The organism is Devosia naphthalenivorans (assembly GCF_003056355.1).
GTDB lineage: Bacteria > Pseudomonadota > Alphaproteobacteria > Rhizobiales > Devosiaceae > Devosia > Devosia naphthalenivorans.
In genome coordinates this window covers 21,958-45,827 of sequence record NZ_PYVW01000012.1, presented here as the reverse complement: position 1 = coordinate 45,827, position 23,870 = coordinate 21,958, and the positions used below count along the sequence as shown (strand labels likewise).

The following is a 23,870-nucleotide window of genomic DNA, read 5'->3' as shown; positions in this document are numbered from 1 at the left end:
GCGATTGGTGCCTATGGGCAACAGCTTGGCGTCACAAAAATGACTCGACTCCTCTGAGATTCGGAGTCTAGATGTTCCTGTTTTGTTCACAGCAGGAAGGTCGACACGATGACCTTGTCCGATCGGCAACAGCGCCTTGCCGCGCTGCGGGATAGTATTGCCAATATCGAGCGCAAGCCTGCCTTGGCTGAGGCACGGGCTTTGGTGGAACATCAGCCCGGTGAATTCCCCGTGCTGGCCGGCGGGCTGCTGCAGGAAATGTTCACCGATGAGCGCCGCAATGCCGGTGCGCTGCTCGGCTTTGCCTTGGGCCAGGCCAAGGGGCTGCTCACCGAGCAGCGGCTGGCGGTTGTCTACCTGCAACTGGCCGACGAAGCGCAGAAGCTGGGCATGCCTTATGGTCCGGGGCTGCTGAGCTTTGGCTTCGATCCGGATGCACTGGTATTCGTGCGGGCTGCCAGCATGGCCGAACTGCTCTGGGCTGCCGAGGAAGCCATTGCCTGCCGGGCCGTGGCGGCGGTGGTGGCCGATATCGGCAGCCATTCCAGATTGCTCGATTTCACCGCCAGCCGTCGCCTCAGCATGCGCTCCGCCGCCACGGGAGGCTCGATCTTCCTGTTGCGCTACGGGCAGGGGCGCCAGGCAAGCGCGGCGCATCTGCGCTGGCGCCTGTCCCCCGATCAGAGTGCGCAAAAACGCTACGACGCAAAGGCGCCGGGCCCGCTGCGCTGGCGCGCGCAGCTGGAAAAGGGGGCCATCATCAAGAACCAGACCGAATTTGTGCTGGGGTGGACGGAAAATGGATTCGCAACATTCACTGCTCAGCGCCGCGGTGCAGACCGGCATGCCGGGGGAGCGCCGCTTCCTCGTATTGTTCCTGCCCAGCTGGCCGACGGATTATCTCAAACGGCGTGACATCCAGCTCAAGTCACCACTGGTACTCTATGAGCGCATCAAGGGCGGGCTGCGGCTGGCGGCAGTCGATGCCGAGGCGGCGCGATGCGGGCTCAGAGTGGGGCAGAACCTGGCCGATGCGCGCGCCATGGTGCCCGATCTCACCGTGCTCGAAATGGATCGCCCGTTGCTGGAGGCCGCCTTTGCCGATTTTGCCGACTGGCACTCCAATGCCAGCCCGCTGGTTTCGGTGATGAGCGATGTGAGCGGTTTCGGCGATTTGGTGCTCGACATTACCGGGGTGGCCCACCTTTTCGGTGGCGAACGGCCCATGCTGCGCCTCCTGCTGAGCCGGCTGCGCGATCTCGGCTATACGGTGGCCGGCGCCATTGCGCCCACTATCGGGGCGGCCTGGGGGGTCAGCCATTTCGCCCGCAGCCAGGTGGTCGAGCGGACCGATCTCGAAGCCATTCTCGATGGATTGCCGGTCCATGCGCTGCGGCTGACCCCAGCCCAGATCGCGGGCCTCACGCAGATGGGGCTCAAGACCATCGGCCAGTTGCGGCCGCGTGAACGCAAGCCGCTACAGGCGCGGTTCGGCCTGTCCCTGCTGCAGCGACTCGACCAGGCCCTTGGCCATATCGAAGAGCGGATGACGCCGCGCCTGCCCATGGCCGAGCGCTATGCCGAACGGCGCTTCGCCGATCCGATCGGGCTGATGGACGATGTGCTCATGACCTGCCATGACCTGGCCATCCAGCTTTCCATCCGTCTTGAGGCCGAAGGGCAGGGCGGGCAGGCCTTCCATCTCTTCCTCTATCGTGTCGATCACAAGGTGATGGCGCTGTCGGTCAATTCGGCGCGGCTGACGCGCGATCCCGAGCATATCACCAAGCTCTTTTCCAACCGCTCCGAACGGCTGGAGGGGGAATACGACGCCGGCTTCGGCATCGACATGATCCGGCTGGCAGTAAGTTCGGTATCCCAGCTCGATGCGGTGCAACTGGGCGCCTTCTCGCATCAGGGCGTTGCCGAGGATCTCGACCAGCTCAATGACCGGATGAGCAGCCGTCTCGGCGCCATGGCGGTGCTCAGGACGCAACTGGTCGAGAGTCATATCCCCGAGCGGGCTGCGCGCCTCGTGCCGGCGCTGGCTGCGGTCAATGTGCCTCGTGCAGGCTGGCCCATCCCGGCCCGGCCGCTGCGCTTGTTGCCGGTGCCGGAAATGGTCGCGATCAATGCCGAAGTGCCCGAGGGCCTGCCCGCCTCGATGATCTGGCGGCGCGAAAGCTACAAGATCGAAAGGGCCTCCGGTCCCGAGCGGCTGGGCGCCGAATGGTGGCGCAGCGGTCAACGCCTGCAATTGGTGCCATTGGAGAAGCCAAAAAAGGGCGAGGAGCCGCCCTATATTCCTGACCTCGCCCTGTTCGAGCCCGATGCCGTGACGCGGGATTACTACGTCGTCGAAGACGCTGCCGGCCGTCGCTTCTGGATCTACCGGCGCGGCTTTCACCAGCAAGGCGAGCCGGCGGTCTGGTACCTGCATGGATTTTTCGCATGAGCCAGATCGTTCCCTTTGATCCATCAGCCAGAAGCCGAACGCCACTGCCGCGTCAGCAAGCCGGCTTTGCCGAACTCATCACCACCAGCAATTTCTCCTTTCTCAGGAGTGGATCACATCCCGAAGAGCTGGTTTCGGCCGCCATGCAGATGGGCATGACGGCAATGGGTCTCTGCGACCGCAACAGCTTTGCCGGCGTGGTGCGGGCCTATGTGGTCGTGCGCGATCGGGACAAGAAGCTCTTTCCCGATTTCCGCTACCTCGTAGGGGTGCGGCTCTGTTTCGCCGATGGAACGCCCGACATCATCGCCTATCCCACCACCCGGGTGGCCTATGGACGGCTGTGCAAGCTGCTCACCGTTGGCAACCAACGCGGCGAAAAGGGCAATCCCAAGCTGTTCTTCAGCGATTTGTTTGGATCGGGCGGCCCGGCTGCGACCAACGAACAGGGACCTTCGGAAAATTATGCACAGGGCCAACTCTTCATCCTGGTGCCCGACGAGACGAACTGGCCGCTGACGGCGCAGACCCTCGATACGCTGTCGCGGCTAGCGCCCGAGCGAGTCTGGGTGGCTGCTGCACCACGCTTTGACGGTCAGGACCGGGCTCGCCTCAACCGGATAAACGAGCTGGCCCAAGTTCACCGCGCCAGGATGATCGCGACCAACGACGTGCTCTATCACGAGCCCAACCGCCGGATGGTGCAGGATGTAGTGACTTGTATCCGCGAACATCTAACGCTGGAAACCGCCGGTTGGCGCCTTGCCGCCAATGCCGAGCGGCATCTGAAGCCGGCCGACGAGATGGCCAGGCTGTTCCGCGAGCATCCCGATGCCATCGCCGAAACTGGGCGCTTCATTGGCCGCATCGACTTCAGCCTCGACCAGCTTAAATACAATTACCCCGAGGAAACCATAGGCGATGGCGAAACGGCGCAGCAGACGCTGGAACGGCTGACCTGGGAGGGAGCGGCGAAGCGATATCCCCGAGGTCTTTCCGATAAGCTAAAACGCAGCCTGTGGTCCGAACTCTGCCTCATTGCCTACAAGGGCTATGCGGCCTATTTCCTGACGGTGCACGACATCGTCAGGTATGCCCGCTACGAGCGCAAAATCATGTGCCAAGGGCGTGGATCGGCGGCAAATTCCACCGTCTGCTTCTGCCTTGAAATTACGGAGGTCGACCCCGAAAACGCCAATCTGGTCTTTGGCCGCTTCATCTCCACCGAACGCGACGAGCCGCCCGATATCGACGTCGATTTCGAGCATGAACGGCGAGAGGAGGTGATGCAGTATGTCTACAAGAAATATGGCGGCAAGCGCACCGGGCTGACGGCCAACGTCATCTCCTACCGCTCCAAGAGCGCCATTCGCGAGACTGCCAAGGTGTTCGGCGTTTCCGACGACACCGTGGCAGCTCTCAACCAGTTGCATTGGGGATGGGGCTCCAAACTGGGTCTGGCCGAAATGACCAAGATCGGCCTGAGCCCGGATGATCCGGCCCTGGCGCAGATGTTCGAGGTGATCAAGGTTCTGCGCGGTTTTCCGCGCCATCTCAGCCAGCATGTCGGCGGCTTCGTCATCACCCGCGATTCTCTCGAAAGTCTCGTTCCCATCGGCAAGACGGCGATGGAAAGCCGGCAGATCATCGAATGGAACAAGGACGATATCGATGCCCTGGCCATTCTCAAGGTCGATATCCTGGCGCTGGGCATGCTGAGTTGCCTGCGGCGTGGTTTCGAGCTGATGCAAGTGCATTACGGGAAAAAGCCGGCGCTGACCGAACTGCTGGCCGAGGAGAATGGCAAGGGCCAGTTCGCCAAGGAACGGGTTTATGCCATGACGCACCGCGCCGACACGATCGGGGTGTTCCAGATCGAAAGCCGGGCGCAAATGTCGATGCTGCCACGCCTCAAACCAAACAAATTCTACGATCTCGTCATTGAGGTTGCCATTGTCAGACCGGGGCCGATTCAAGGAGGCATGGTCCATCCCTATCTGAAGCGGCGGCAAGGGCTGGAAGAGGTCAGATATCCCAGCGAGAAGCTCAAGGCTGTGCTGCACCGCACCTTGGGCATTCCGCTGTTTCAGGAGCAGGCGATGCAGATCGCCATTGTCGGCGCTGGGTTCTCGGCGGGCAAGGCCGACCAATTGCGCCGAGCCATGGCGGCCTGGCGGCGGACCGGCAAAATCGCGCAATTCGGTGACGAGTTCATCGCCGGCATGATTGCCAACAAATATGATCTGGATTTCGCCAAGGCCAGCTTCGCCCAGATCCAGGGCTTTGCCGAATACGGTTTTCCCGAGAGCCATGCGGCATCATTCGCCTTGCTGGTTTATGCCTCCTGCTGGCTCAAATGCCATTATCCGGATGTCTTCGCCTGTGCGTTGCTCAACAGCCAGCCGATGGGTTTTTACGCCCCCAGCCAAATCATCCGGGACGCCATCGAGCATGGCGTCGAAGTGCGAGAGGTCGATGTCAATCTCTCGGACCTCGAATGCGTGCTGGAAGATTGCGTGGATGAGAACGGTAATAGGCGCTGGGCGCGGGATCATCTCTGGTCGCAGCATGCCGATATGGCAGGTGACATTCATTCCAACAAGGCAATCCGGCTCGGCTTTTCTCAAGCCATTGGCGTGCCGGAGGCGGATGTGAACATCATCGTCGCCCGGCGCGGCCGGGGCTATGACTCGGTGCGCGATCTGTGGCTGCGTACCGGTGTTTCCATAGCGACCCTGGAAAAGCTTGCACGAGCCGATGCTTTTGCATCGCTCGGCCTGTCCCGCCGCGAGGCGCTTTGGGCGGTCAAGGGTCTGGTTGGTACGCATGGTGCCGATACGCTGCCGCTGTTCGAGGCAGCCGGGCGTGTCAAGACCGCGGCCGACCTGGAGGCGGGCCTGCCCAAAATGCTGCCCGGTGAAGAAGTGATCCACGATTATTCGACCCTGAGCTTTTCCCTCAAGGGCCATCCCGTGCAGTTCATGCGGCCATGGCTTGAACGGCGGGGTGTTACGCGGTCGGATCATCTGGGGCAGGTCACGCCGGGCCATCGCATCGAGGTGGCGGGGCTGGTGTTGGTGCGGCAGCGTCCGGGGACGGCGAGCGGAGTGATCTTTGCCACGCTGGAGGACGAGACCGGCATTGCCAATATCGTTATCTGGCCAAAAGTGTTCGAAGCCAATCGCAAGACGGTGCTGGGTTCCCGCATGCTGGCGGTCCGCGGCCAGTTGCAGCGCGAAGGTCTTGTCATCCACATCATCGCCGAGCAACTCACCGACATGACCCCGCAATTGCTCGAAGTCAGCAATGGTGCCGAAATCGGGGACAAAGTGCTGGCGCGAGCGGACGAGGGTAAATCGGGACCGGCCGGCAGCCAGACCCAGGATCGCATCGCCCTGCGGGAAATCGAGCTGGCGCGCCGCCGCGCTTATGCCTCGCTGCCGGGTGGGCGCAATTTTCATTAAAGATCAACCCGCCGGCACAATCATCCTTCTTTGTGCATCAACCATTAAGCACCTGTTCACCCTTCTTGAGCAAAGGCGGGCGTTCTCCCCTGCTGCTGGCTTTTGCGAAGGCGTTCTTAAGAGCTATGGGCTTTGATCCAAGGGCAAAATGGGGATCTCACGGGTGTTTTCTTCGGCCCGCAATTCAATGCCGGCGCTCGATTATGTGTCCATCATCCGCTCGGTCTATGGCGACCAGCGTGCGATGTTGGCCGGCGTCATTGCCAGTGCATGCGCCGCCGCGCTCTGTGCCTATAACGCCCATTCTCCCGCGTTGTGGATCGTGGCGTTGGCGTTCGTCCTGTTTGGCATCGCCCGCTATTTGAACATGCAGGCCTTCTGGCGTGCGTCGATCGGCAGCGATGATGCCGAGGCGGCCGAGCAATGGGAAAACCGGGCGGTTATCCTGGGGTCCCTGGTCGCGGCGGTTTATGGCGCGTTCTGCCTGGTGAGCATGGCGGTTGTCAGCAATCCCTATGCCGAACTGGTCAGTGCATCGCTGTCCATCGCGGTCATGGTCGGCCTCTGCGCGCGTAATTTCGGACTGGATCGGCTGGTCGCCATCCAGATGCTGCTGGTGATCGCGCCGCTGTCGCTGGGCCTTCTGCTCAAGGCCGATATCTACCACCCGCTGCTGGCAATCCTGCTCGTGATCATGCTCGCCAGCTTCCGCAAGCTCGCGAGCGATATCCGTTCCATTCTGCTCAGCGCTGTGCATGGGCGGGTGGAAGCGTCCCGACTTGCGACGCAGCTCGATATGGCGCTGAGCACGCTGGAACACGGCCTGTGCATGCTCGATGAGCGGGGCGTTGTCGCGGTTGCCAATGAGCGCGCCCTGCACCAGTTCGCACATCTTACGGCGCAGCCGCTGATTGGCGCCTCGTTTGAGGCGGTCCTCAAGGAACTGGCTGTTCAAGGCGCTTTGCCGAGCACTGCCGTGGACCGGTTGCTGGACATGGTCGGCCGGCGCAGCCCGGGCAAGGTCCTGCTGGCCCTGCCGAATACGCGATATTTCGAGGTAACGGTGAGTTCGCGCGGCGAGCGTACCGTGCTCCTGTTCGAGGACGTCAGCGAACGCGTGGCGTCCCAGGAGCGCATCAGCTTCATGGCACGGCACGATACCCTGACCGGGCTTCCGAACCGTACCTATTTCGGCGAAGTGGTCGCCGAGGATCTCGAGGCGCGCAAGCTGGAGAAACCTCCACGCACCGTTTCGCTCATGATCATCGACATCGATGAATTCAAGCACGTCAACGACACCTTCGGCCATATCGTCGGTGACCAGTTGCTGGTGCAGGCTGCGAGCCGGCTACGGGAGTGCCTCCCGGCAGCAGCGATCGTGGCGCGGTTGGGTGGCGATGAATTTATCGTCTATCGGGGCTTGGTTGGTGAGATTGCCCAGGCTCGTGCCGATGCCCAAGCCGTGCTCGACGCCTTCGCCACCCCGTTTGTGCTCGATGGTCTGATCCTGCCTGCCAATGTCAGCGTGGGGCTCGTCACCAGCGTCATGGCAGACGATCTCATCGACGATCTGATGACCAAGGCGGATCTGGCGCTTTATTCTGCCAAGGGCAATGGCAAGGGGCGCAGCCAGGTTTTTCATGCCCAGATGGATATCGACTATCATTACCGGCAGCGCCTCAAGACCGACCTGCTCGAAGCGGTGAGAGGCGGCGCGCTCACATTGGCATTCCAGCCGCTGGTCGATATCGCAACACGCAGGGTAGTGAGCTGCGAAGCGCTTGCGCGGTGGAACCACCCGCTTCTGGGGCCGATTCCACCCTCGACCTTTATTCCCTTGGCCGAAGAGATGGGCTTGATCTCCGATATCACCGCCTGGGTCATCGAGCAGGCAGCAGCCGAATGCAGCCGGTGGCCGGAGGAGGTCGGCGTGGCCGTCAACATCTCCGCGCGCGACTTCAGGGGCGCGGATTTGCTCAAGCTGGTGGACGAGGCGCTGGCAAAATTCGGGCTGGCCGCGGAGCGCTTCGAGGTCGAGGTGACCGAGACGGCCGTGATCGAAGAGCGCGATATTGCCCAGCGCGTCCTGACGGCTTTGGCGGCCAGGGGGCTGTCCATTGCGCTCGATGATTTCGGAACCGGATATTCCTCGCTCAGCTATCTAAGCGCCCTGCCGTTCACCAAGCTCAAGATCGATCGGTCCTTTGTCGCAGATATAGCCAGCAACGGGCGTGCGCTGCGGCTACTCTCCAATGTAGCGCGGCTGGGACGTGACCTTGAGCTCACCGTTATCGCGGAGGGCATCGAAACCGCGGAACAACTGGCTGCGATGATCGAACACACCGGGGTGCAGCAGGCGCAGGGTTATCTGTTCAGCCGCCCATTGCCCGCCGCAAATGTGCGGGCCTTGATCCAGCGGTTCAATGATCTGTCCGAAGACAGGCTGGATGATGCCATGGTTAATTTCGGCTAAGCCGCTATAATTCAAAGTATAATTGGAGAAAACAGCCGCACGGTGCAGTGGGCGTGCCATTTTTCCGCATGGCATTGATGGTAAATAGATCATTAACATGGCTCCGTTCAGGAGTCGTTGTTAATGAGTGCGGTCGTCCACGCGCCAAGTCGCGCATCCCAGTTTGCCGAAACGCTGATCGACCTGCTCGATCGCGTTCAGTACCGGAGGGTTTCGGTGTCCGAGCAATTGGACCCGGTATATCGGCTGCGCTACGAAGCCTATCGGCGTGAAAACTTCATCCCGATCAACTCCCAGGAAATAACCCGGGACGATTATGACAATGCCGCCAATTGCTACAGTTTTGGCGTCTATATCGACTCCGAGCTGGTCAGCTCTATTCGTTTCCACCATGTGACTGCGGAGAACCGCACCTCACCGAGCCGGACCATCTGGCCGGAAATCCTGGAACCCATGCTGGACCGGGGCGAGAGCTATATCGATCCAAGCCGCTTTACCGCTGACCACGACGCGTCTTTGGCATTGCCCGCCTTGCCTTACCTGACGCTGCGGATCGTGGCGATGGCAAGTGAGCATTTCCGCGCCCGATACTGCATCTCCTCGGTGCGGGCTGAGCACGCGGCCTTCTACCGGCGGGTATTCGGCTCCAGGCAATTGGGCGAGGAGCGCAGCTGGGGCGAATTGCTGTTTCCCGTATGCCTCTATGCGGCGGAAGTGCCGGAGATTCGCGACCGCGTGGCGGAACGCTATCCCTTCTTCATGTCCACTGCCGAAGAGCGGCAAGCACTGTTCAGCTCGGAGGAAGGCCCACGCAAGATCATCGCGCCGAGTGCGAGGCTCGCACATCGCCTAGCCGCAATAGAGACGCATCAGGGCTAAACTTTAGGGGAATCTGGTGCCGCTTGCGTGACTCGAACACGCGACCCCATCATTACGAATTGTTTTTCGTAACAATATCAGAGATTTAGACACCCTACGAAATCGTTGGACCCTACTGGACAAGCCATTGGCCGGAATCCGCTTTCAGGAGTCGAGCGATAGCATGGGGTATCACCCGGTTGCCACCCCTTTGATCTCGCGACACTACTAGAAGCCTACAGTTAACCGTGTGCCCTACTAATCGGCACTGCACCCCCCCGACCTCCCCCATCAACGGCACTGACAGCTTGGGCCGGGGGCGGGAGTCCGTGGGCGTCGGGATGTCCCGGGTTCCTCAAATTCCTGACGTGACGACCTGACTACCCTCCGCGCCGGTCCTTGTTGCCCTTTGGTATGTTGTCGGCGATTCGCTTCAGTTCATCGACCTCGTCGGTCTTTGCATCTGCCAGACGTTCCGCCTCTTTCCGGCTTGCGTCAAAGTTCTCGTAGCGCGCCTCAGCAATCTGAGTTGCCAGCTTGTGAGAAACCGAACCAGCGTTTCTAAGGACATTCAGTTCGTTGGAATGCAGGAAATTGTCCAGCACGCTTTCCCATTCCGCCAACTGCATTGTCTGCCGACGTCTGGCGCGCAAATCAGCGGTGTCCAGAAACATCGTGACGATGAGATTGAGTTCTGAAATCTCCGGCTGTGCGAGATAATTCTTTGCGGTTACGACATCGGCCTTGCGCACTCGCGACCCTTTCCATGAAGTCAGCCCCATATTTGGGGCAGCGGCGTCAGCACGAGCGATGATAAGCTCGGCAGCGGTATGACCGGTGACCGCGTGCAGCATCTTATTTTGGATAGTCGCATAGAAGGTGTTCACGGATTTCGAGCTGGCATCGTAATCCTCGCTAAGCGCCAGGATGTCGCGTACCTTCTGATAGAAGCGTGCTTCCGACGCCCGGATGTCGCGAATACGCTCAAGCAGCTCGTCGAAATAATCGTAATTCGGCTGCTTTAGCCGGGCATCGTCCATCACGAAGCCCTTGATGAGGTACTCACTCAGCGTCGTCGTTGCCCATCTACGGAACTGGACCCCGCGCGCTGACCGAACGCGGTAGCCTACGGCAAGGATCATATCGAGGTTGTAGTGCTTCAGCGCGCGAGAAACCGAACGACCGCCCTCGGTTCGAACTTGTAAGAGCTCCTTACAAGTTGCGGCCTCGTCCAGTTCCCCTTCCTCGTAGATGCTCCCAATTTGCTGAGTCATTGCCTGAGGAGAGGTTTGGAACAGCTCGGCCATCTGGGCTTGCGTCATCCATGCCGTTCCATCAATCGCGCGTAATTCAATCCGATTACGACCGTCTTCTGTGGTGTAGAGGATAAGGTTGTCGTCAGCCATCGGCAGCAAGCTCTTTCAGATAGGTATGGTTCAACCAGCGAGAACAATCACCGTCATGGCGTCTGTCTAGGATGGCAGCGTCAGATGTTCCCGCTGACCAAAAAGCGGAATGCAACAAATGCGGAAAATGAGCCAACAGGCATACACGGCGTCAGGACCGTAGGGGCTGCTGTCGTTCAGAAGCCCATGAGCAACCGCATGGCGAAGGCTTGGTCCCGGTTTGGACAAGAAGACGTTGTCAATGTCCGCCGTGATGGCGTCTCCGAACGCCTCTTCCAATTCTGGACGCATCTGCTCAAAAAGCGCCGATATGGTGCGATCTTCTTGTACCTGCTTGGCGTCGTCGAACGTTGTGACGTCATGGCCGTTCAGTTTCAGAATGTGGCGAAGAGAATTTTCCAGCATGGGCGTCAGGATATACAGAGCGCTTACGCAGTCGCCTTCGAAGAAGCGGGCAAAGCCCCGACTGAACGTGTTGACCAGATCGTCCGGTACGAACGGGCTATGCCGGATAAGAGCCTGAAATGTATCTTCACCGACGTAATAATTCCCGGTGATATATTGGCGCGCTACCTGAACCTGTCCTGAAACGTGGATACCCCTGCGCATGCTCTCCTGCTGAGCGATCTGCACCCGGATAGCATCGCCGTTATCACCATCACCGAAACCTCCACCCTCGGATTTATGAATCACTTTGCCTTCGTGGTCGTGAAATGATGCACCGAACAAGGAAGAAAGCGGATGGTCGTTGATAGACTTCACAGCATCCTCCATGAGCTTCTTCGGCGAGGGGGATCGTTCCAAGTCTGCAAAGATCAACAACAAGTCGATGAGATCACGTTCGCCCTCAAGCTGCCCCTTGACCTGATCCGCGATTTCGCTGAGGTCCATGGGGTGGGAGAATGACGACATTTCCTCTGCAATACCGGACTGGACGTCGATTAATTTGTGACGAAGTTGGGTGCGTCGTTCTCTCTGCCCCGGTACGCCATGATATTCGGCGATTGCCTCGCTGAGCCAGTGCGACGCCAGCATCGCTGAAGTGTGTTTCTCAGACTCGGCAACAAGCGCTTCAGCGGCACCTGTTCGGCACCGATTCTTTCCATCCTCATCCTTCGCATAATGATGCCCACGAGCCGCCAAACGCCAAAGCTCCACAATCATGTGGGAACCAGGTTCTGGAACTCCCCCTGCTAGATAAGCATCTATTTCTGCGGCGATGATGTTCGGATCGGATATGCCAAAATCCAAGTCCATCTCGAAAAACCAATGGACAGGTACAGGATTGCTGCCCGTGATAGCTCGTGCCCTTATTGTCGTGAGCAGCGTCCGCGCGGCGATAACCTCATCACTGTCCCACCCGAGTGGCCGACCCATCGACAGCGCCCGTCGTAGAACATCCCGCGATGTAAGCCCCAAGAGCGGATCATCGCGGTCAAGACGATCCTTGAGGGAGCCTGAACCCAGCCCCTCCACGATTGCAACGTAGGATGCGATGGCGGCACGACCTAATTGGTGCCTCTTTCGCTCCAGAAGCCAACAAAGGTCAGATAGCCGCGCCCTCAGCATTGGATTGGTTGCATTCTCAGCCGCGTAAGCAAGTACCGAGACCGGAATACCGCGAAAGTCCTCTGGAATGGCCGATCGTCGGTCTCCCATGATCATCATCGCTCCGAAGGGTGCATTGCGGTCATTCGGTTTGAAGTGAAGGTCCGTAGCGGCCGACAGCATCGCGAAGACCTTCGCAGCGGCTTCGTTGCCTTGCGTCTCCTGTAGCCCCTTTGCTTCCGTGCGGTACAAGGTGCTCAATTCACTGCAATCAGCAGAATTGCACCCGATGATAGGGGTTTCAAACTCTAGCCCGGCAATGTCATCTCCCGTTGCCTGAAGCCAGAAAGGCGGCCCATCTGCTTGAGTTTCCGCTTCAGCAGGTTCCTCCGGTTGTCCTTCACGCCCCGTCATAGCTGCGGTCCATCAATGGCTTGGCTTTGTCCAGCTTGGCGACATCCGTGATGATGACTTCAAGGTCGCCAGTGCCGAAATGGCCGATGTTGCGCACGTCGCGGGTAAAACCGGGCTCAAGTTCGATGGTGTCTGGATCGACCTTCAGGAAAACCTTGAGGTGCCTGATCTGCGGTTTGACCTCGACGCATGCGAAGTTCTTCAGGCGGCGGAAGGCGACGTAGTTGTCCAGGGTCTTCAACTCGACATCATCCCCCAACGCCAGCAGATACGCCTTTGTCGCCTCGTAGAGGTCTACAAGGTTTTGGTCGGCATCCGCGAGGTATTGCGTAACCGTCTTCTGGCGAGACCGCGGTCGCGCTGCGGCAGGCTCGCCTTGGGCGTCGATGTTGACAGGGATTTCGCGCGTGGGCCGTTCCGATGCCGAGGTGAGCAGTTCGAACAGCAATAGTTCGTCGCCAAAGCGGCGATAGCGAACCAGCGCGATGTTCCGGTTCATCTGGTTGACCGCATGAGCATCGTACTTGGTGAAGTCGCCGGCTATGCAGACCAGCCGAGGGGTTCCCCAATCAACGGCCTTTGCCTGTTCGGCACCAAAGCGCTCCAGAACAAGCCATTCGAAATCGCGGCGGTGGTCCATGAGCCAGTCGAGATAGAACAAGCCTTGATTGATTACGTTCTCGTTGCTTGCCCGCTTATACTCGACGATGACCGGCGAACCGTTCTCGTCGATGCCGAGCGAGTCCATGCGCCCGCCGTTCGTCGTCGGAAACTCGGATGCAAGAAACCGCACACCAAGGAACGCTTCCATGTTGCGTTCAATGAGAGTCTGCAGCGACTTTTCCAGCGCGACCGCGCTGCCGCGAAGTTCGGTGACCTCGCCGGTCTCCGTTCGGAATAGTTTTATGTCGCTCATCAATCGTTTCCCCCGGCTATGATACGAGCCCTACACCATAATTTTCTCAAGACGAGTTTTGCGTCGTTCCCAATTGGGAAGCTTTTTCTCAAGAAGCTCGAAGAAGGCAGGGCCATGGTTCGGTTCCTGGACGTGGCAAAGCTCGTGAACTATGACGTAGTCGACGCAGTCGACTGGAGCCTCTATCAAACGGGTATTAAGCAACATGTGCGTTCCGTCTGGAGACATACTGCCCCATCGCTTGGTCAACTTGCGCACGGTCAGCTTAGGCTGCCCGCCGATTTCTGGGAAAGCTAGAAATAGCGACGTAAGTCGTTCTGATAAAATTCGCTTGGCCCGGCTTTGAAACCAAGCCCTCAGGAGCTTTTCGGTTTTCTCGGCAGACCGTATGCCGGGATATCGGATCGCAATTTGGTCCCCCTCTATCGCTACCCGTGATCGCACGGACTCCTCAACCCACAGCCTGAATTGCCGCCCGAGATAGCGGTGCGTTTCCCCCGGAACATATTGGCGAGGCGGTGTGATCGGACGGAACTGCTCGAACTCTCGTCTAGTTTTCAAGATCCAGCGACCGCGTCGCCGTAGTCTTTCCTCAATAGCTTCTAGAGCTGAGGACTGGGGCGCAACCGTTAGGACGCCACCATCCGGAAACACCGTGATGCTGAGTGTTTTTCGAGGGGAACGTTTCAGCGCGTAGGGTACAACTTGCCCCCCGAGTTCGATCCTGTGTGCGGTGAAATCCTTGGTCATCTAAAACTTCAACTGCCGGCGACCGATGCCAAGGGCACTATCGATCATTGTGTCCATCGCACCGGTTTGCAGACCATAAAGCCCATGCGAATTCTTGATTTCGTCGTAGAGGAAATCGTCCATCGCATTGCGGATTTCGTTCAGGGTATCCGGATCATCTTGCCAGTCGATCGTGCCATGCCGACGTATGATCTCGTCGAACGCAACTGCGGTTTTCTCGGCAAAGTCTGACGCTTCGGTCGGGGGCACGACGCTGGCAAAACCATCAATCAGCTTGCGGTAGATGGAGCTTCCCGACTCGTTGCCCTTCAGGCGGACTGGAACATCATCTGCGGCATTGCGATTGACCACGCCGTTTCGGATGTCCTGCACGCGCTGGAAATAGTCCTGCTCGCTCAGACGACCGGCGCGAAACTCCTCGATCGTGTCCTTGATCATCTTGGAGAAGCGCTCATAGAAGACCCGGTCGTCGTCCATCTTCTCGGTGATGGTCTTGGCTGTCGCACTCGCAATGGCGTCGGCCTTGGCCGCAAGGCTCCCGGTTTCTTCAAGCACAACTTGCTGAAAACCGGCATCGTCGAAAATGTTGACCGCTGCGACGATGGGAACGACGCCATCGGTCGTGATGTGCTTATCGAGAAGCGCTTTTATTTTGGCGTCGAGCTCCTTCGAATTGGCATCGTCAAGCCGATCCGCATAGCGCCGGGCAACGGAGCGCCGCAGATTCTCGAACCGTTTGAGGTCGGCCTTGTACCCATCAATGACGCGCTGATCGGTTGTCTGCGTGAAGATTTCGGATGAAAAGGCTAGCTGAAGCGCCTTCGCGTATTCCCGAAGTCGATCATAGAAATCCTGCCGCCGAAGATCGTCGACGAGGGAGGATTCGAATGCTTCTTGATCGTGCTGATTGCGGGTCGATTTGAAGAGATCGAGGAGGGCTGCATGCTTGTCTGGCAGCGTGTCGGTTTCCTTACGGATCGCTTGCAGCGCATCCGCGACATCGGCCTCGTCATAGCCTTCGAAGGCGGAATACTGCGTTAGCGCTGCGTCAAGCTCGCCAAGGATTCCGGCATAGTCGATGATGTGGCCGAATTCCTTCTTCTCCCCGGTGTCATCTTCATAAAGGCGGTTCACACGGGCGATAGCCTGCAACAGGCCGTGCTCTTTGAGTTTCTTGGTGAGGTAGAGCACCCGGTTGCGCGGCGCGTCGAAGCCAGTGAGAAGCTTGTCGACAACGATGAGGATATCCGGGGCGCCGTCGCCCTTGAAGCGTTCGATGACAAGCTCTTCATAGCGCTCGACAGAGCCGTGATTGGCTTTGACCTGCTTGACGAATTTGTCGACTTCGTCGCTTGGCTCTTCGTTGACCTGCTCGTGATTGTCCCGGTCATCGCTGGGCGAAATGACGGCTTCGCTGGTCACATCACCGAAGCTGTCGAGCAGCTTCTTGAGGATCACCGCCGCGCGACGACTCTGCGCCACTAGCTGACCCTTGTAGGGTGTCGCCTTCCAGTTTCGCGAGAAGTCCTCGGACACATCGGCGGCAACCTCGACAAGATACGGTTCGGCGCTCAAGACTTCCCGGCCGCGCGAGAATTTCCGTTTAAGCTCGGCAATCTGGTCAGGCGACAGCCCCTTGGTGTGGCGCTCGAACCAACGATCAAGCGCCCTTTCGTCGACATCGGTTTCCACCAGCCGCCCTTCATAGAGAAGTGGCACGACTGCCCCGTCCTCGACGGCTTCGTCGATCTTGTAGGCATGGATCAGCCCGCCGAAGCGGTTGAAGGTCGAGCGCTCCTTCTTCAGCAAAGGCGTGCCGGTGAAGCCGATATAGCAGGCGTTCGGGAATACCTTGCGCATCTGCTTGTGCAGGCTCTCATCATCCTTGATGGTTTGGCTGCGATGGCTTTCATCGACGAGCAGGAACACGTCACGGCTTTGGTCGATGGTTTCGCGGGCGCGCAGGCCGGACTTGAATTTGTGGATGAGGGTGGTGACGATTCCCGCTTTCTCCTCGACGAGATCAAGCAAGTGGCGTCCGGTCGTGGCTTGGCGAACATCCAGACCGGTAGCTTTGAAGGTGTCGCGGATTTGGCGGTCGAGATCACGCCGGTCGGTCACCAGAACGATGCGCGGATCGTCGACCAGATTGGCTATTTCCTTGGCCAGCATCACCATGGTCAGCGATTTGCCGGAGCCCTGCGTGTGCCAGATCACGCCGCCCTTGCGGCGCTCATGGTCGTCATATTGCGACAGGCGCACGAGAGCAGCTTGCACCCCGAAATACTGCTGATATCGAGCGATCTTCTTTATTCCGCTTTCGAATAGGGTGTACAAACGGATCAGATCGATGACGCGATCTTTGGAAAAGAGTGCAGCAAGCGTATTGTCGAGCGGCGTCGGCAGCCGACCGTCCGCGCCATCCATCAATCCTTCATGGCGACGGCGGTGCAGCGAGAAGTCGGCGAAGATGGCGCTGGCCTCAACAGGGTCGAGCGGTGCGTTCACCAATTCGCCGATGCGGCGTTCGCTGATCTCCTTTTCCCGCCACTTCGCCCAGAACTGCTTCGGCGTGCCGGGCGTCGCATAACGAGGATCGGAAGAATTAGCCGCAAGCAGGATTTGCGCTGAAGCGAAGAGGCGCGGAATTTCGTCTGCACCCTGATTGCGGATGCTCTGGCTGATCCCTTGATCCGTGTCCTCGGCCGATTTCTTGAGTTCAATGACGGCAACTGGAATGCCGTTGATGAAAAGCACAACGTCGGGACGGCGAGTATCCGTGGCGCGTGAGCGCTCGACGGGGAACTCCGCCGTCATGTGGAACAGATTGTTCTCGGGGTTCCGCCAGTCGATATAGGCGAGCTGGCGGCTCTTGGTTTCCCCTTCAATCGTGATGGGGATGCCGGTGCCAAGCTGTAGGAGATTGGTCACCGTCTCATTGGTGGCCTGCGCGCCCTTGCTGGTGTCGCTCAGCGCCGCTTGCAGCTTGCCAATGGCTTCCTGCGCAGCGGCGTCAGTGACGGGCCAGGTCTTGCCGCGCTGCTCGATCCGGTTGATCGCTGGCAGCCGTTCGGCCAACACATCTTCGAGCAGGGTTGAGGCCATTCGCCCGCGCCGCCCCGCCTCGCACTCGGCGCGCGTCTTGTAGCGCCAGCCGAGATTGGCGAGCAGATGCAGGGTCTGCACTTGCACGCCACCAGCCTCGGAGGTCGGGAATTGCGGGCTTGGGCTCATCCCGTCGCCTCCGCTCTTTGCACCTCTGCCCCGACAGCCTCGTCAATGTCTCGCCCGCCGGGCAGAAGCCGATCGATGCTCGGCGGCACCGGTCAATCGCCATTCAGGAGCTTCTGCATCAGGCCACGTTTTTGGAGACGGAGGCGTTTCAAGAGTGCGACGGTTTGATCGAGTTCGTCGTCAACGTCATTGAACAGAAGGCCGACTTCTTGCCGCTTCTCCGCTTCCAAGCGCGGACCTTGCACCTGCCCACCACCAAGAACGGCGACCCGCTGAACCTGCCGCTATCAGCTTTCCTTGCGGGCTTGCTGACCAAGCGCAAAGAGGAGGCGGACGGCTCGCCTTGGGTGTTCCCCGGTCCCGGCAAGAACGGTCACCTCGTGGAGATCAAAAAGTTTCTGCTCCGCGTCACCACGGGGTCGGGCGTCAGCTTCACCCTGCATGATCTGCGCCGCACCTTTATCACCATCGCCGAAAGCCTCGACGTTCCTTACTACGCGCTCAAGCGGCTCCTGAACCACCGCGCCAACGGCGACGTCACGGGCGGCTATATCGTGGTCAATGCCGAGCGGTTGCGCGTGCCGGTAGAACTGGTCGCGGCCCGGATATTGGAGTTGGCCAATGTCAGTCAGTGACTCCACATACCGGGCGACCTTGGGCGATGGAACAAGCGTGCTGGAACGTGTTTTGCTCGCCATTATCAATGCCCACACGACCGGCAAAACCGAAGGCCGTCAGCAGGAGCGGTTAGACGCTGCGATGGTGGCGTTGATCGGGCCGGCGACACGGGTTGAGCACGACCTGGAGCGCGCGCTGCACTTTATGGCGCGGCATAGACAGCGCGACATCTGCGATGTCGAGATGCGTGCGCTGCGCTCCTGTTCGGTTGCCACCATCGGCACGGCACAGACAGTTCCGGAATTGGCAAACCTCGCAGCGCGTGAGGTCATGGGCTGTACCCGTGCAACCGATGTGCAGGAGACAGCCCGCGTCCTTTGCGAGATGTTCCGCAGGCGTGACAAGGTCAATGATGTCGAGCCGGATCACGTCCGGGAAGCGTTAGAACGCGAAGCGATGCGCCGGATACTGGATGAGCTTGCCGAATGGGATGTGCCGAGCATCATTTCAAACTAAATTCGTGCCATATCAGATGATTGTCACGAAATTATTGGACACCATTGCAGCGCCGTCGTTACCGATTGAGGTGACCAGAAACCTATGGCATGATGAAGGTGGATGTACTGACAAACATCCGACGGATTAACATCCGTGGCGGGTGACCTTGGGCGCTGACCCTCTGGACCACACCCTTTGGGGGGTCGATTCCCCGCCGTGTCCTTTGAATGATGACCGATGAGTGCGAACGGGGCCTGAACCTCCCTTTCCCGCCTTGGCACGGCGCTACTCCAAGGTCACAGCAATGCGTGTGGAAACCATATCACGCGCCCGTTTCCCGGGCGCGAACACCCCCGCCGAATCCCGCCAACATACAAGCCCTGAAAAGCTCCTAACCACTGGACAGGTGGCACAGCTTACGGGGCTGAGTGAATCGTATTTTGAGAAGGGCCGGATCTACGGGTACGGCCCCAGTTTCATCCGTCTGCGGCCCAAGTCCAGAAGCGGGGCGATCCGCTATCGCCCTGAAGACCTTCAGCGCTGGCTCGCGGAACGCGAATGCAACCCGGAGGAGGTTTGTCATGACTGACCTCCTTCAGTCCAACGCGCAGCAGGCAGTCGCCTTCGTGCTTTGGCTAAACCCGAACACGTCGATACATCTCGAAGCACATGAAAGCTCTGGCGGCGCGCGCCCAAGGCCGAAGGGTTATCCGCCCCATGCCGCCGATGCGGCGCAGCGTTTCGTTACCGGCAACAACGGCGATGGCCTTCGGCGCAACCTCTACTTCCTGCCCAATGCGGAATTGATGACAGGGGGCCGTGCCAAGGCAAACATCTCTGCGTCACGCTTCCTATGGGTTGACCTGGACTGCAAAGACTATCCTGGCGATGAGGCGCTTCAGCGGGACACAGTCCTTGGCCTGCTGAGTGACGACAAGTTGCGCCCGCGAGGTGTACCCAAGCCGACAGCATTCTGGTTCACTGGCGGGGGCTATCAGGCGATTTGGCGGATGGCTGGACCCGTCCCGGCAGAAGAGGCAGAGGCACATAATCGCGCCTTACTCGTAGCATTCCGAGGCAAGTCTGGGCCTATAGACGTGAGCCGGCTGCTCAGGCTGCCGGGGAGCGTCAACTGGCTGAGCGACAACAAGCGCGCGGCTCGCCGCGAACCTGCCAAGGCGTTCCTTATGGAGCCGCTTTCATTCGCCGCCGCCCCGGTCACCTATACCCTGGACGACTTCCAGCTTCGACTGGACAAGGGCAAAGCGCTCGCAAGTCAGGATAGCAGCAAAGCGCCCATCGATATTGACGGTATCGAGCCACTGCCGCTGCCCGATGATCTTGGTGATGTGATCCCGCTCGATCCGGTTTGGGCCGAAGCCATCGCGACCGGCAAGAACCCGCCCGACAAGAACTATCAGTCACGGTCGGAACTCGTCTTTGCCGCTGCGCTCTGGCTTTTGGGCAAGGACGTCGCGCCGGGGTATGTCGTGTCGATTCTGACTTGCCCCGACCTCGGTGTAAGCGGTCATGTCCGAGACAATCCTAACCCGCTGCGCTATGCGAAACGGCAGGTGGCGCGGGCGATGGAAACTATCGCTCTTCGCGGTCAGGGTTGGCCCAAGGTCGATCAGCATGGACGTCCAGCGTCGAATGCACCCGAGAACGTGCGGTTCGCTCTTGCCATGCTCGATGTTGATGCGCGGCGTAATATGTTCACGCATGAAGATGAGGTGACAGGGCTGGGGCTCGAAGGCCGCGACATAACGGATATCAGCGATATCCTGTGCAGCATATTCGACCGGAAGCTGGATTTCCGTTGTGGCGTGACAGTCATCCGACGCGAGCTGATCACAATCGCCTACGAGCGAGCGTTTCATCCGGTCGTCGACTACCTGGATGGCCTGTCGTGGGATGGTGTTGCCCGCCTCGATAGTTGGCTCAGAGACTATTGCGAGGCAGAGGACACCGAACTGAACCGCGAGTTCGGCGCGAGATTCCTGATTGCCGGAGTGAGACGGATCAAACAGCCCGGCGTCAAATTTGACACGATGCTGGTCCTGGAGGGTCGGCAGGGTGTGGGCAAATCGCGTGTGGCGGCGCGACTCGCAATTCGTGACGAATGGTTCTGCGGCAATCTAAACCTGAACGCCGACGCCAAGACCAAGGCGGAACTCGTATCGCGCGCATGGATTGTCGAGTGCCAGGAACTGGACGGCGCGCGCAAAGCCACACTGGATGCGATCAAAGCGTTCCTCGCCACACCTATCGATACTTACCGCCGCGCCTATGCGCACAATGCTGGCTCCTATCCCAGACACTGCGTCATCATAGGCACGACGAACGAGGATGCGTATCTGCGGGACGCGACGGGGAACCGACGATACTGGCCTGTAAGGTCGGAACCATCGACATGGATCGTTTCAACATCGACGTTCACCAGCTTTGGGCAGAGGCCGTCGTTCGAGAGCAAGCGGGTGAGCCGATAACTTTGCCTCAGAGGCTTTGGGAGGCCGCCGATGACCTACAGTCTAGCCGCATGATAGAAGACCCTATCAGTATCGCGCTTCAGGGTGCGTTCGCCGAACGCACAGGGCGCGTCTCGATGGAGAGCGTCAAGCTGCTGTTGGGGTATGAGGCAGGCCGAATGTCAGCAGGAGAGTTCCAGCGGATACAAGGTGCCATGGTGGCGCTTGGATGGGCATACGGAACCTACCGGCTCTATGATCTCGGTCGCACTCAACGAAGCGCCCGCAAGGGATTCTGGCGCGGCAATTCGGATGAACAGAAAACCGAGATGATTGCCAAGCGCATTGAAGGCGGCGTTGTCGTTCTCGAAGCCGTCGTCGACAAGACCGTTGAAGGCAGCCCATTTTGAGTAGCCCGTTACCTGCAACCCGTTACCCAAACGGGTTGCAAACCATGCCAAGCCGGGGCGGGGGTAGCGCACTACTCCCCACCCCGGCTTAGTGTTTTGAGGCTTAAGTTACAGTTGCAGGTAACAACGAGGATAAGCCGCTGGCTTTGGGCATGCCTATGCCCACACATGCTCGGCATGGCCCTCAGATAGCTTCAGAGCGCCCCTCCGAGCCCCACTGGCGCGGTTTAGGTGTAACCGGCGTGGAGCAATGCCACAGCACGCGCATGGGCGAGCTTGACGGCCGCCACAGGGCTCAAAAGTCAGCCCCATAACTTCTGACCTTACTCGGCTGCCTTCACGTCGCGAACGCCTTGAGCATTCTTGCGGCGCGGTCGAGTTGGTCGTCGTTCATGCGCGAAAGAGTGCCATTGATCTCGGTCAGCAGACGCGCCCGTTCGCCGGTGCCGGGGAAAGCATCGGCTCCGAATAGAACGGGTGCGGGAACGCCGAACGCCACCGCGATTTTCTCGGCCGTCTCGAAAAGCGGCGCGGCTACGCCTCGTTCGATTTTGCCGATAGTCTCGCGGGAGACGCCGACCTGACCGGCAAGCTGCTCAAGGGTCCAGCCCTTGGCCTTTCGGTGATGGCGCACATTTGCACCGAATAGTCGCTGAAGCTCCATTGCGCACCTCTTCCTGACGAAAGCGGCAATCGGCTGCGCAAATCGAGAAATGAGAATTTTGCATTCTCACAAACGAGAACTATAACATCTCATATGGCTAAGGTCGATGTTGTGGTTCTGTACCATGGCGGCGTTAGAAACTCTGGGATACGTCTTCAACTGGCTCTTGCTGATCTTCTTCGGTGGTCAGGCCGTAATCTTCGTCGGCCTAGTGCTGTGGATGGTTTGGACGGACGGGATAAAGCCAAGGCTCATCCCCGCCGATGACATCGCCCGCGTAGCTGACGACATCATCGCTAGCTATTCGGACCCGGAGCTTGAAGCTTTCGCCCGCCATGAGCGCGCGTGGTACGACAGCGACGGCGCAGAGCAGACCTATTGGTATCGCGTGCGGAAAGCCGTCAGGCGTCGGCTGGAAGCGCGCTGAGGCGCGTCAGTCGAACAGCGGGCCGTGACCGCCACCAGCGGCCTTGCGGCGAACCTCGTCCTCGCGGGCCTCACTGACCTCGCGCCAGATGTCGTAGGTCTCGCGCACCATCTGGTCGAGTTCGTCGAACCCAAAAAGTTCGACGCCCTGTCGGTGCTTAGCTTCACTGGACGCCGGTCATCAGCCGCGTCGCCGAACTGCACAATGCCGAGCCGAGCGGCGGCGAAGTCGGGATTGGCGACCCGGATATGCTCATGCATCACCGAGAAGACGAAACGCCTCGCCTCAGCCGTCAGGCGCTTGCCGCGCCTGGGATCGATGAAGATCACCAGTGGCGCATCCTCCAGCGCCGTCACCATCGGCAACCAGTACTCTACCTTCTCGCCGACGCTCAGCGACAGGGCGAAGAAGGCTTGAGAGCGGCTGCGCAAGGCATGGGAGCGCGCGAAGTCATGCAGCCCCTTGGCGACGAGCAGGTTGGCGTCGCACTCATCCTCGGACGTCGCCTTCGCCCGTATCAGTCGTTCCAGAACCGGCCATGCGGTCGGATCGGCCGATGCGAACATATCGGGCTGGACATTGAAGATGTCTGCGAACCGGGAGCGTACTGGCTTGTAGGTGATCGTTGGATGCCCGAGCTTGAAATGCTCAAGGGCGCGGCGCTTCTGGTCGGTCGGCAGCGTTGCGACGCGGGCAAGGTCGATCTCAGGTAAGCGGCGTATCTTCATCCGGCTCTCCCGCGACCGGAGCCGCGCCAACGGAAACCTTGTGATTCTTGAATCGGTTAACGATTACATCATCGGGGATTCGCAATCCCAGTGCAACCGACGTTCGCCCTTTGTCCGCAATGTAGTGCCACGGCGCGTCCTTGGCGTGGGAGATGTCCACCAGCCGTCCCGGTGATAGACGACCATAGGACGATACGATACGCGCCACATGTCGGCGAACGGATAGGTCTTCGGGCAGACTGAGTGTTGTACGCTCGCCGGTCATCACGTTCTGCCCGGTCGCGCGGAAGTCGATAGGGGAACTGCCAGCCGTCTTAAACGCGGCGTATGCGGTGGGATGCACCGGCCCATATTGCCATGCCTCGAAATAGCCGCTGACCAGAGGTCGTTTGCCTTCGATCAGGAAAATGGAATGGGCGAAGTAGAGGAGTTTTTGAAGGGCGAGATTGGTGACCTTGATCCCCGACCTGTCAGCCTCGTCCAGCATGAGGTTGGCGACGGCTCTCGGATCGTATGGACCACCGGTCATCTGCGCACTT

General features: G+C 59.4%; 16 protein-coding genes and 2 pseudogenes. 10 read left to right on the top strand and 8 right to left on the bottom strand.

The features are described from left to right. Nucleotides 1-108 precede the first annotated feature (108 nt). The 5 genes from C8264_RS22210 (at nt 109) to C8264_RS14700 (ending at nt 9,271) form a co-directional block, all read left to right on the top strand. Entirely contained in the window at nt 109-915 is an 807-nt protein-coding gene (locus C8264_RS22210; RefSeq protein ID WP_162783672.1) for a hypothetical protein, read from the top strand. Next, nucleotides 800-2,455, top strand: a complete 1,656-nt coding sequence (locus C8264_RS14715) for a Y-family DNA polymerase (RefSeq protein WP_162783671.1) — start codon at nt 800-802, stop codon at nt 2,453-2,455. Before C8264_RS22210 ends, C8264_RS14715 begins: the two co-directional genes overlap by 116 nt. Continuing rightward, nucleotides 2,452-5,919: an error-prone DNA polymerase gene (locus C8264_RS14710; protein WP_108461730.1), complete on the top strand. Its 3,468-nt coding sequence runs from the start codon at nt 2,452-2,454 to the stop codon at nt 5,917-5,919. Before C8264_RS14715 ends, C8264_RS14710 begins: the two co-directional genes overlap by 4 nt. 163 nt (nt 5,920-6,082) lie before the next feature. Next, nucleotides 6,083-8,392 (top strand): putative bifunctional diguanylate cyclase/phosphodiesterase, encoded by a 2,310-nt coding sequence (locus C8264_RS14705; RefSeq protein ID WP_162783670.1) that lies wholly within the window; start codon nt 6,083-6,085, stop codon nt 8,390-8,392. Nucleotides 8,393-8,515: 123 nt separating this feature from the next. Further along, entirely contained in the window at nt 8,516-9,271 is a 756-nt protein-coding gene (locus tag C8264_RS14700; protein ID WP_108461728.1) for an N-acyl amino acid synthase FeeM domain-containing protein, read from the top strand. Between the two features lie 359 nt (nt 9,272-9,630). Here C8264_RS14700 and C8264_RS14695 read toward each other — a convergent pair whose 3' ends face one another. The 5 genes from C8264_RS14695 to C8264_RS14675 form a co-directional block, all read right to left on the bottom strand. Beyond that, nucleotides 9,631-10,656, bottom strand: a complete 1,026-nt coding sequence (locus C8264_RS14695; protein WP_108461727.1) for a virulence RhuM family protein — start codon at nt 10,654-10,656, stop codon at nt 9,631-9,633. 66 nt (nt 10,657-10,722) lie between these two features. Continuing rightward, on the bottom strand, nt 10,723-12,618 hold the full coding sequence (locus C8264_RS14690; RefSeq protein WP_108461726.1) for a DUF7380 domain-containing protein: 1,896 nt from the start codon (nt 12,616-12,618) through the stop codon (nt 10,723-10,725). Further along, on the bottom strand, nt 12,605-13,534 hold the full coding sequence (locus C8264_RS14685; RefSeq protein WP_108461725.1) for a DUF5655 domain-containing protein: 930 nt from the start codon (nt 13,532-13,534) through the stop codon (nt 12,605-12,607). The genes C8264_RS14690 and C8264_RS14685 overlap by 14 nt, the downstream gene beginning before the upstream one ends. A gap of 30 nt (nt 13,535-13,564) precedes the next feature. Then, entirely contained in the window at nt 13,565-14,284 is a 720-nt protein-coding gene (locus tag C8264_RS14680) for a M48 family metallopeptidase (RefSeq protein WP_108461724.1), read from the bottom strand. Further along, a complete protein-coding gene (locus tag C8264_RS14675; protein ID WP_108461723.1) occupies nt 14,285-17,518 on the bottom strand; it encodes a type I restriction endonuclease subunit R in 3,234 nt (1,077 codons plus the stop codon). On the opposite strand from C8264_RS14675, the gene C8264_RS22390 reads away from it, so the two are divergent. The 4 genes from C8264_RS22390 to C8264_RS22940 all read left to right on the top strand — a co-directional run bounded on the left by C8264_RS22390 (nt 17,509) and on the right by C8264_RS22940 (nt 21,512). Beyond that, nucleotides 17,509-18,153 carry a site-specific integrase gene (locus C8264_RS22390; protein ID WP_205245690.1) on the top strand — a complete coding sequence of 215 codons (645 nt, stop codon included), beginning with the start codon at nt 17,509-17,511 and terminating at the stop codon, nt 18,151-18,153. The two genes, C8264_RS14675 and C8264_RS22390, sit on opposite strands and share 10 nt — an antisense overlap. Next, on the top strand, nt 18,140-18,652 hold the full coding sequence (locus C8264_RS14665; RefSeq protein WP_162783669.1) for a hypothetical protein: 513 nt from the start codon (nt 18,140-18,142) through the stop codon (nt 18,650-18,652). The genes C8264_RS22390 and C8264_RS14665 overlap by 14 nt, the downstream gene beginning before the upstream one ends. Before the next feature lie 563 nt (nt 18,653-19,215). Beyond that, entirely contained in the window at nt 19,216-21,123 is a 1,908-nt protein-coding gene (locus C8264_RS14655; RefSeq protein WP_108461720.1) for a virulence-associated E family protein, read from the top strand. Continuing rightward, nucleotides 21,048-21,512, top strand: a complete 465-nt coding sequence (locus tag C8264_RS22940; protein WP_425430683.1) for a hypothetical protein — start codon at nt 21,048-21,050, stop codon at nt 21,510-21,512. The genes C8264_RS14655 and C8264_RS22940 overlap by 76 nt, the downstream gene beginning before the upstream one ends. 535 nt (nt 21,513-22,047) lie before the next feature. Here the strand turns inward: C8264_RS22940 and C8264_RS22850 are convergent. Then, nucleotides 22,048-22,176, bottom strand: a pseudogene (locus tag C8264_RS22850) (helix-turn-helix domain-containing protein); the annotation flags it as partial. Between the two features lie 124 nt (nt 22,177-22,300). On the opposite strand from C8264_RS22850, the gene C8264_RS14640 reads away from it, so the two are divergent. Then, on the top strand, nt 22,301-22,603 hold the full coding sequence (locus C8264_RS14640) for a hypothetical protein (protein ID WP_245893233.1): 303 nt from the start codon (nt 22,301-22,303) through the stop codon (nt 22,601-22,603). A 6-nt stretch (nt 22,604-22,609) separates the two neighbouring features. Here the strand turns inward: C8264_RS14640 and socB are convergent. Both socB and socA read right to left on the bottom strand, forming a co-directional pair. Next, nucleotides 22,610-23,331, bottom strand: a pseudogene (gene socB / locus C8264_RS14635) (type VI toxin-antitoxin system SocB family DNA replication inhibitor toxin). After that, the gene (socA, locus tag C8264_RS14630; protein ID WP_108461717.1) at nt 23,309-23,860 is read right to left on the bottom strand and encodes a type VI toxin-antitoxin system SocA family antitoxin; all 552 of its coding nucleotides are present in this window, start codon (nt 23,858-23,860) and stop codon (nt 23,309-23,311) included. Before socA ends, socB begins: the two are co-directional and overlap by 23 nt. Between the last annotated feature and the right edge of the window lie 10 nt (nt 23,861-23,870).

What these genes read in the sequence shown, in the direction of transcription:
- C8264_RS22210 (WP_162783672.1), top strand. Translation starts at nt 109, where the DNA reads ATGACCTTGTCCGATCGGCAACAGCGCCTTGCCGCGCTGCGGGATAGT.
- C8264_RS14715 (WP_162783671.1), top strand. Translation starts at nt 800, where the DNA reads ATGGATTCGCAACATTCACTGCTCAGCGCCGCGGTGCAGACCGGCATG.
- C8264_RS14710 (WP_108461730.1), top strand. Translation starts at nt 2,452, where the DNA reads ATGAGCCAGATCGTTCCCTTTGATCCATCAGCCAGAAGCCGAACGCCA.
- C8264_RS14700 (WP_108461728.1), top strand. Translation starts at nt 8,516, where the DNA reads ATGAGTGCGGTCGTCCACGCGCCAAGTCGCGCATCCCAGTTTGCCGAA.
- C8264_RS14695 (WP_108461727.1), bottom strand. Translation starts at nt 10,656, where the DNA reads ATGGCTGACGACAACCTTATCCTCTACACCACAGAAGACGGTCGTAAT.
- C8264_RS14690 (WP_108461726.1), bottom strand. Translation starts at nt 12,618, where the DNA reads ATGACGGGGCGTGAAGGACAACCGGAGGAACCTGCTGAAGCGGAAACT.
- C8264_RS14685 (WP_108461725.1), bottom strand. Translation starts at nt 13,534, where the DNA reads ATGAGCGACATAAAACTATTCCGAACGGAGACCGGCGAGGTCACCGAA.
- C8264_RS14680 (WP_108461724.1), bottom strand. Translation starts at nt 14,284, where the DNA reads ATGACCAAGGATTTCACCGCACACAGGATCGAACTCGGGGGGCAAGTT.
- C8264_RS14675 (WP_108461723.1), bottom strand. Translation starts at nt 17,518, where the DNA reads ATGAGCCCAAGCCCGCAATTCCCGACCTCCGAGGCTGGTGGCGTGCAA.
- C8264_RS14665 (WP_162783669.1), top strand. Translation starts at nt 18,140, where the DNA reads ATGTCAGTCAGTGACTCCACATACCGGGCGACCTTGGGCGATGGAACA.
- C8264_RS14655 (WP_108461720.1), top strand. Translation starts at nt 19,216, where the DNA reads ATGACTGACCTCCTTCAGTCCAACGCGCAGCAGGCAGTCGCCTTCGTG.
- C8264_RS22940 (WP_425430683.1), top strand. Translation starts at nt 21,048, where the DNA reads ATGGATCGTTTCAACATCGACGTTCACCAGCTTTGGGCAGAGGCCGTC.
- C8264_RS14640 (WP_245893233.1), top strand. Translation starts at nt 22,301, where the DNA reads ATGGCGGCGTTAGAAACTCTGGGATACGTCTTCAACTGGCTCTTGCTG.
- socA (WP_108461717.1), bottom strand. Translation starts at nt 23,860, where the DNA reads ATGACCGGTGGTCCATACGATCCGAGAGCCGTCGCCAACCTCATGCTG.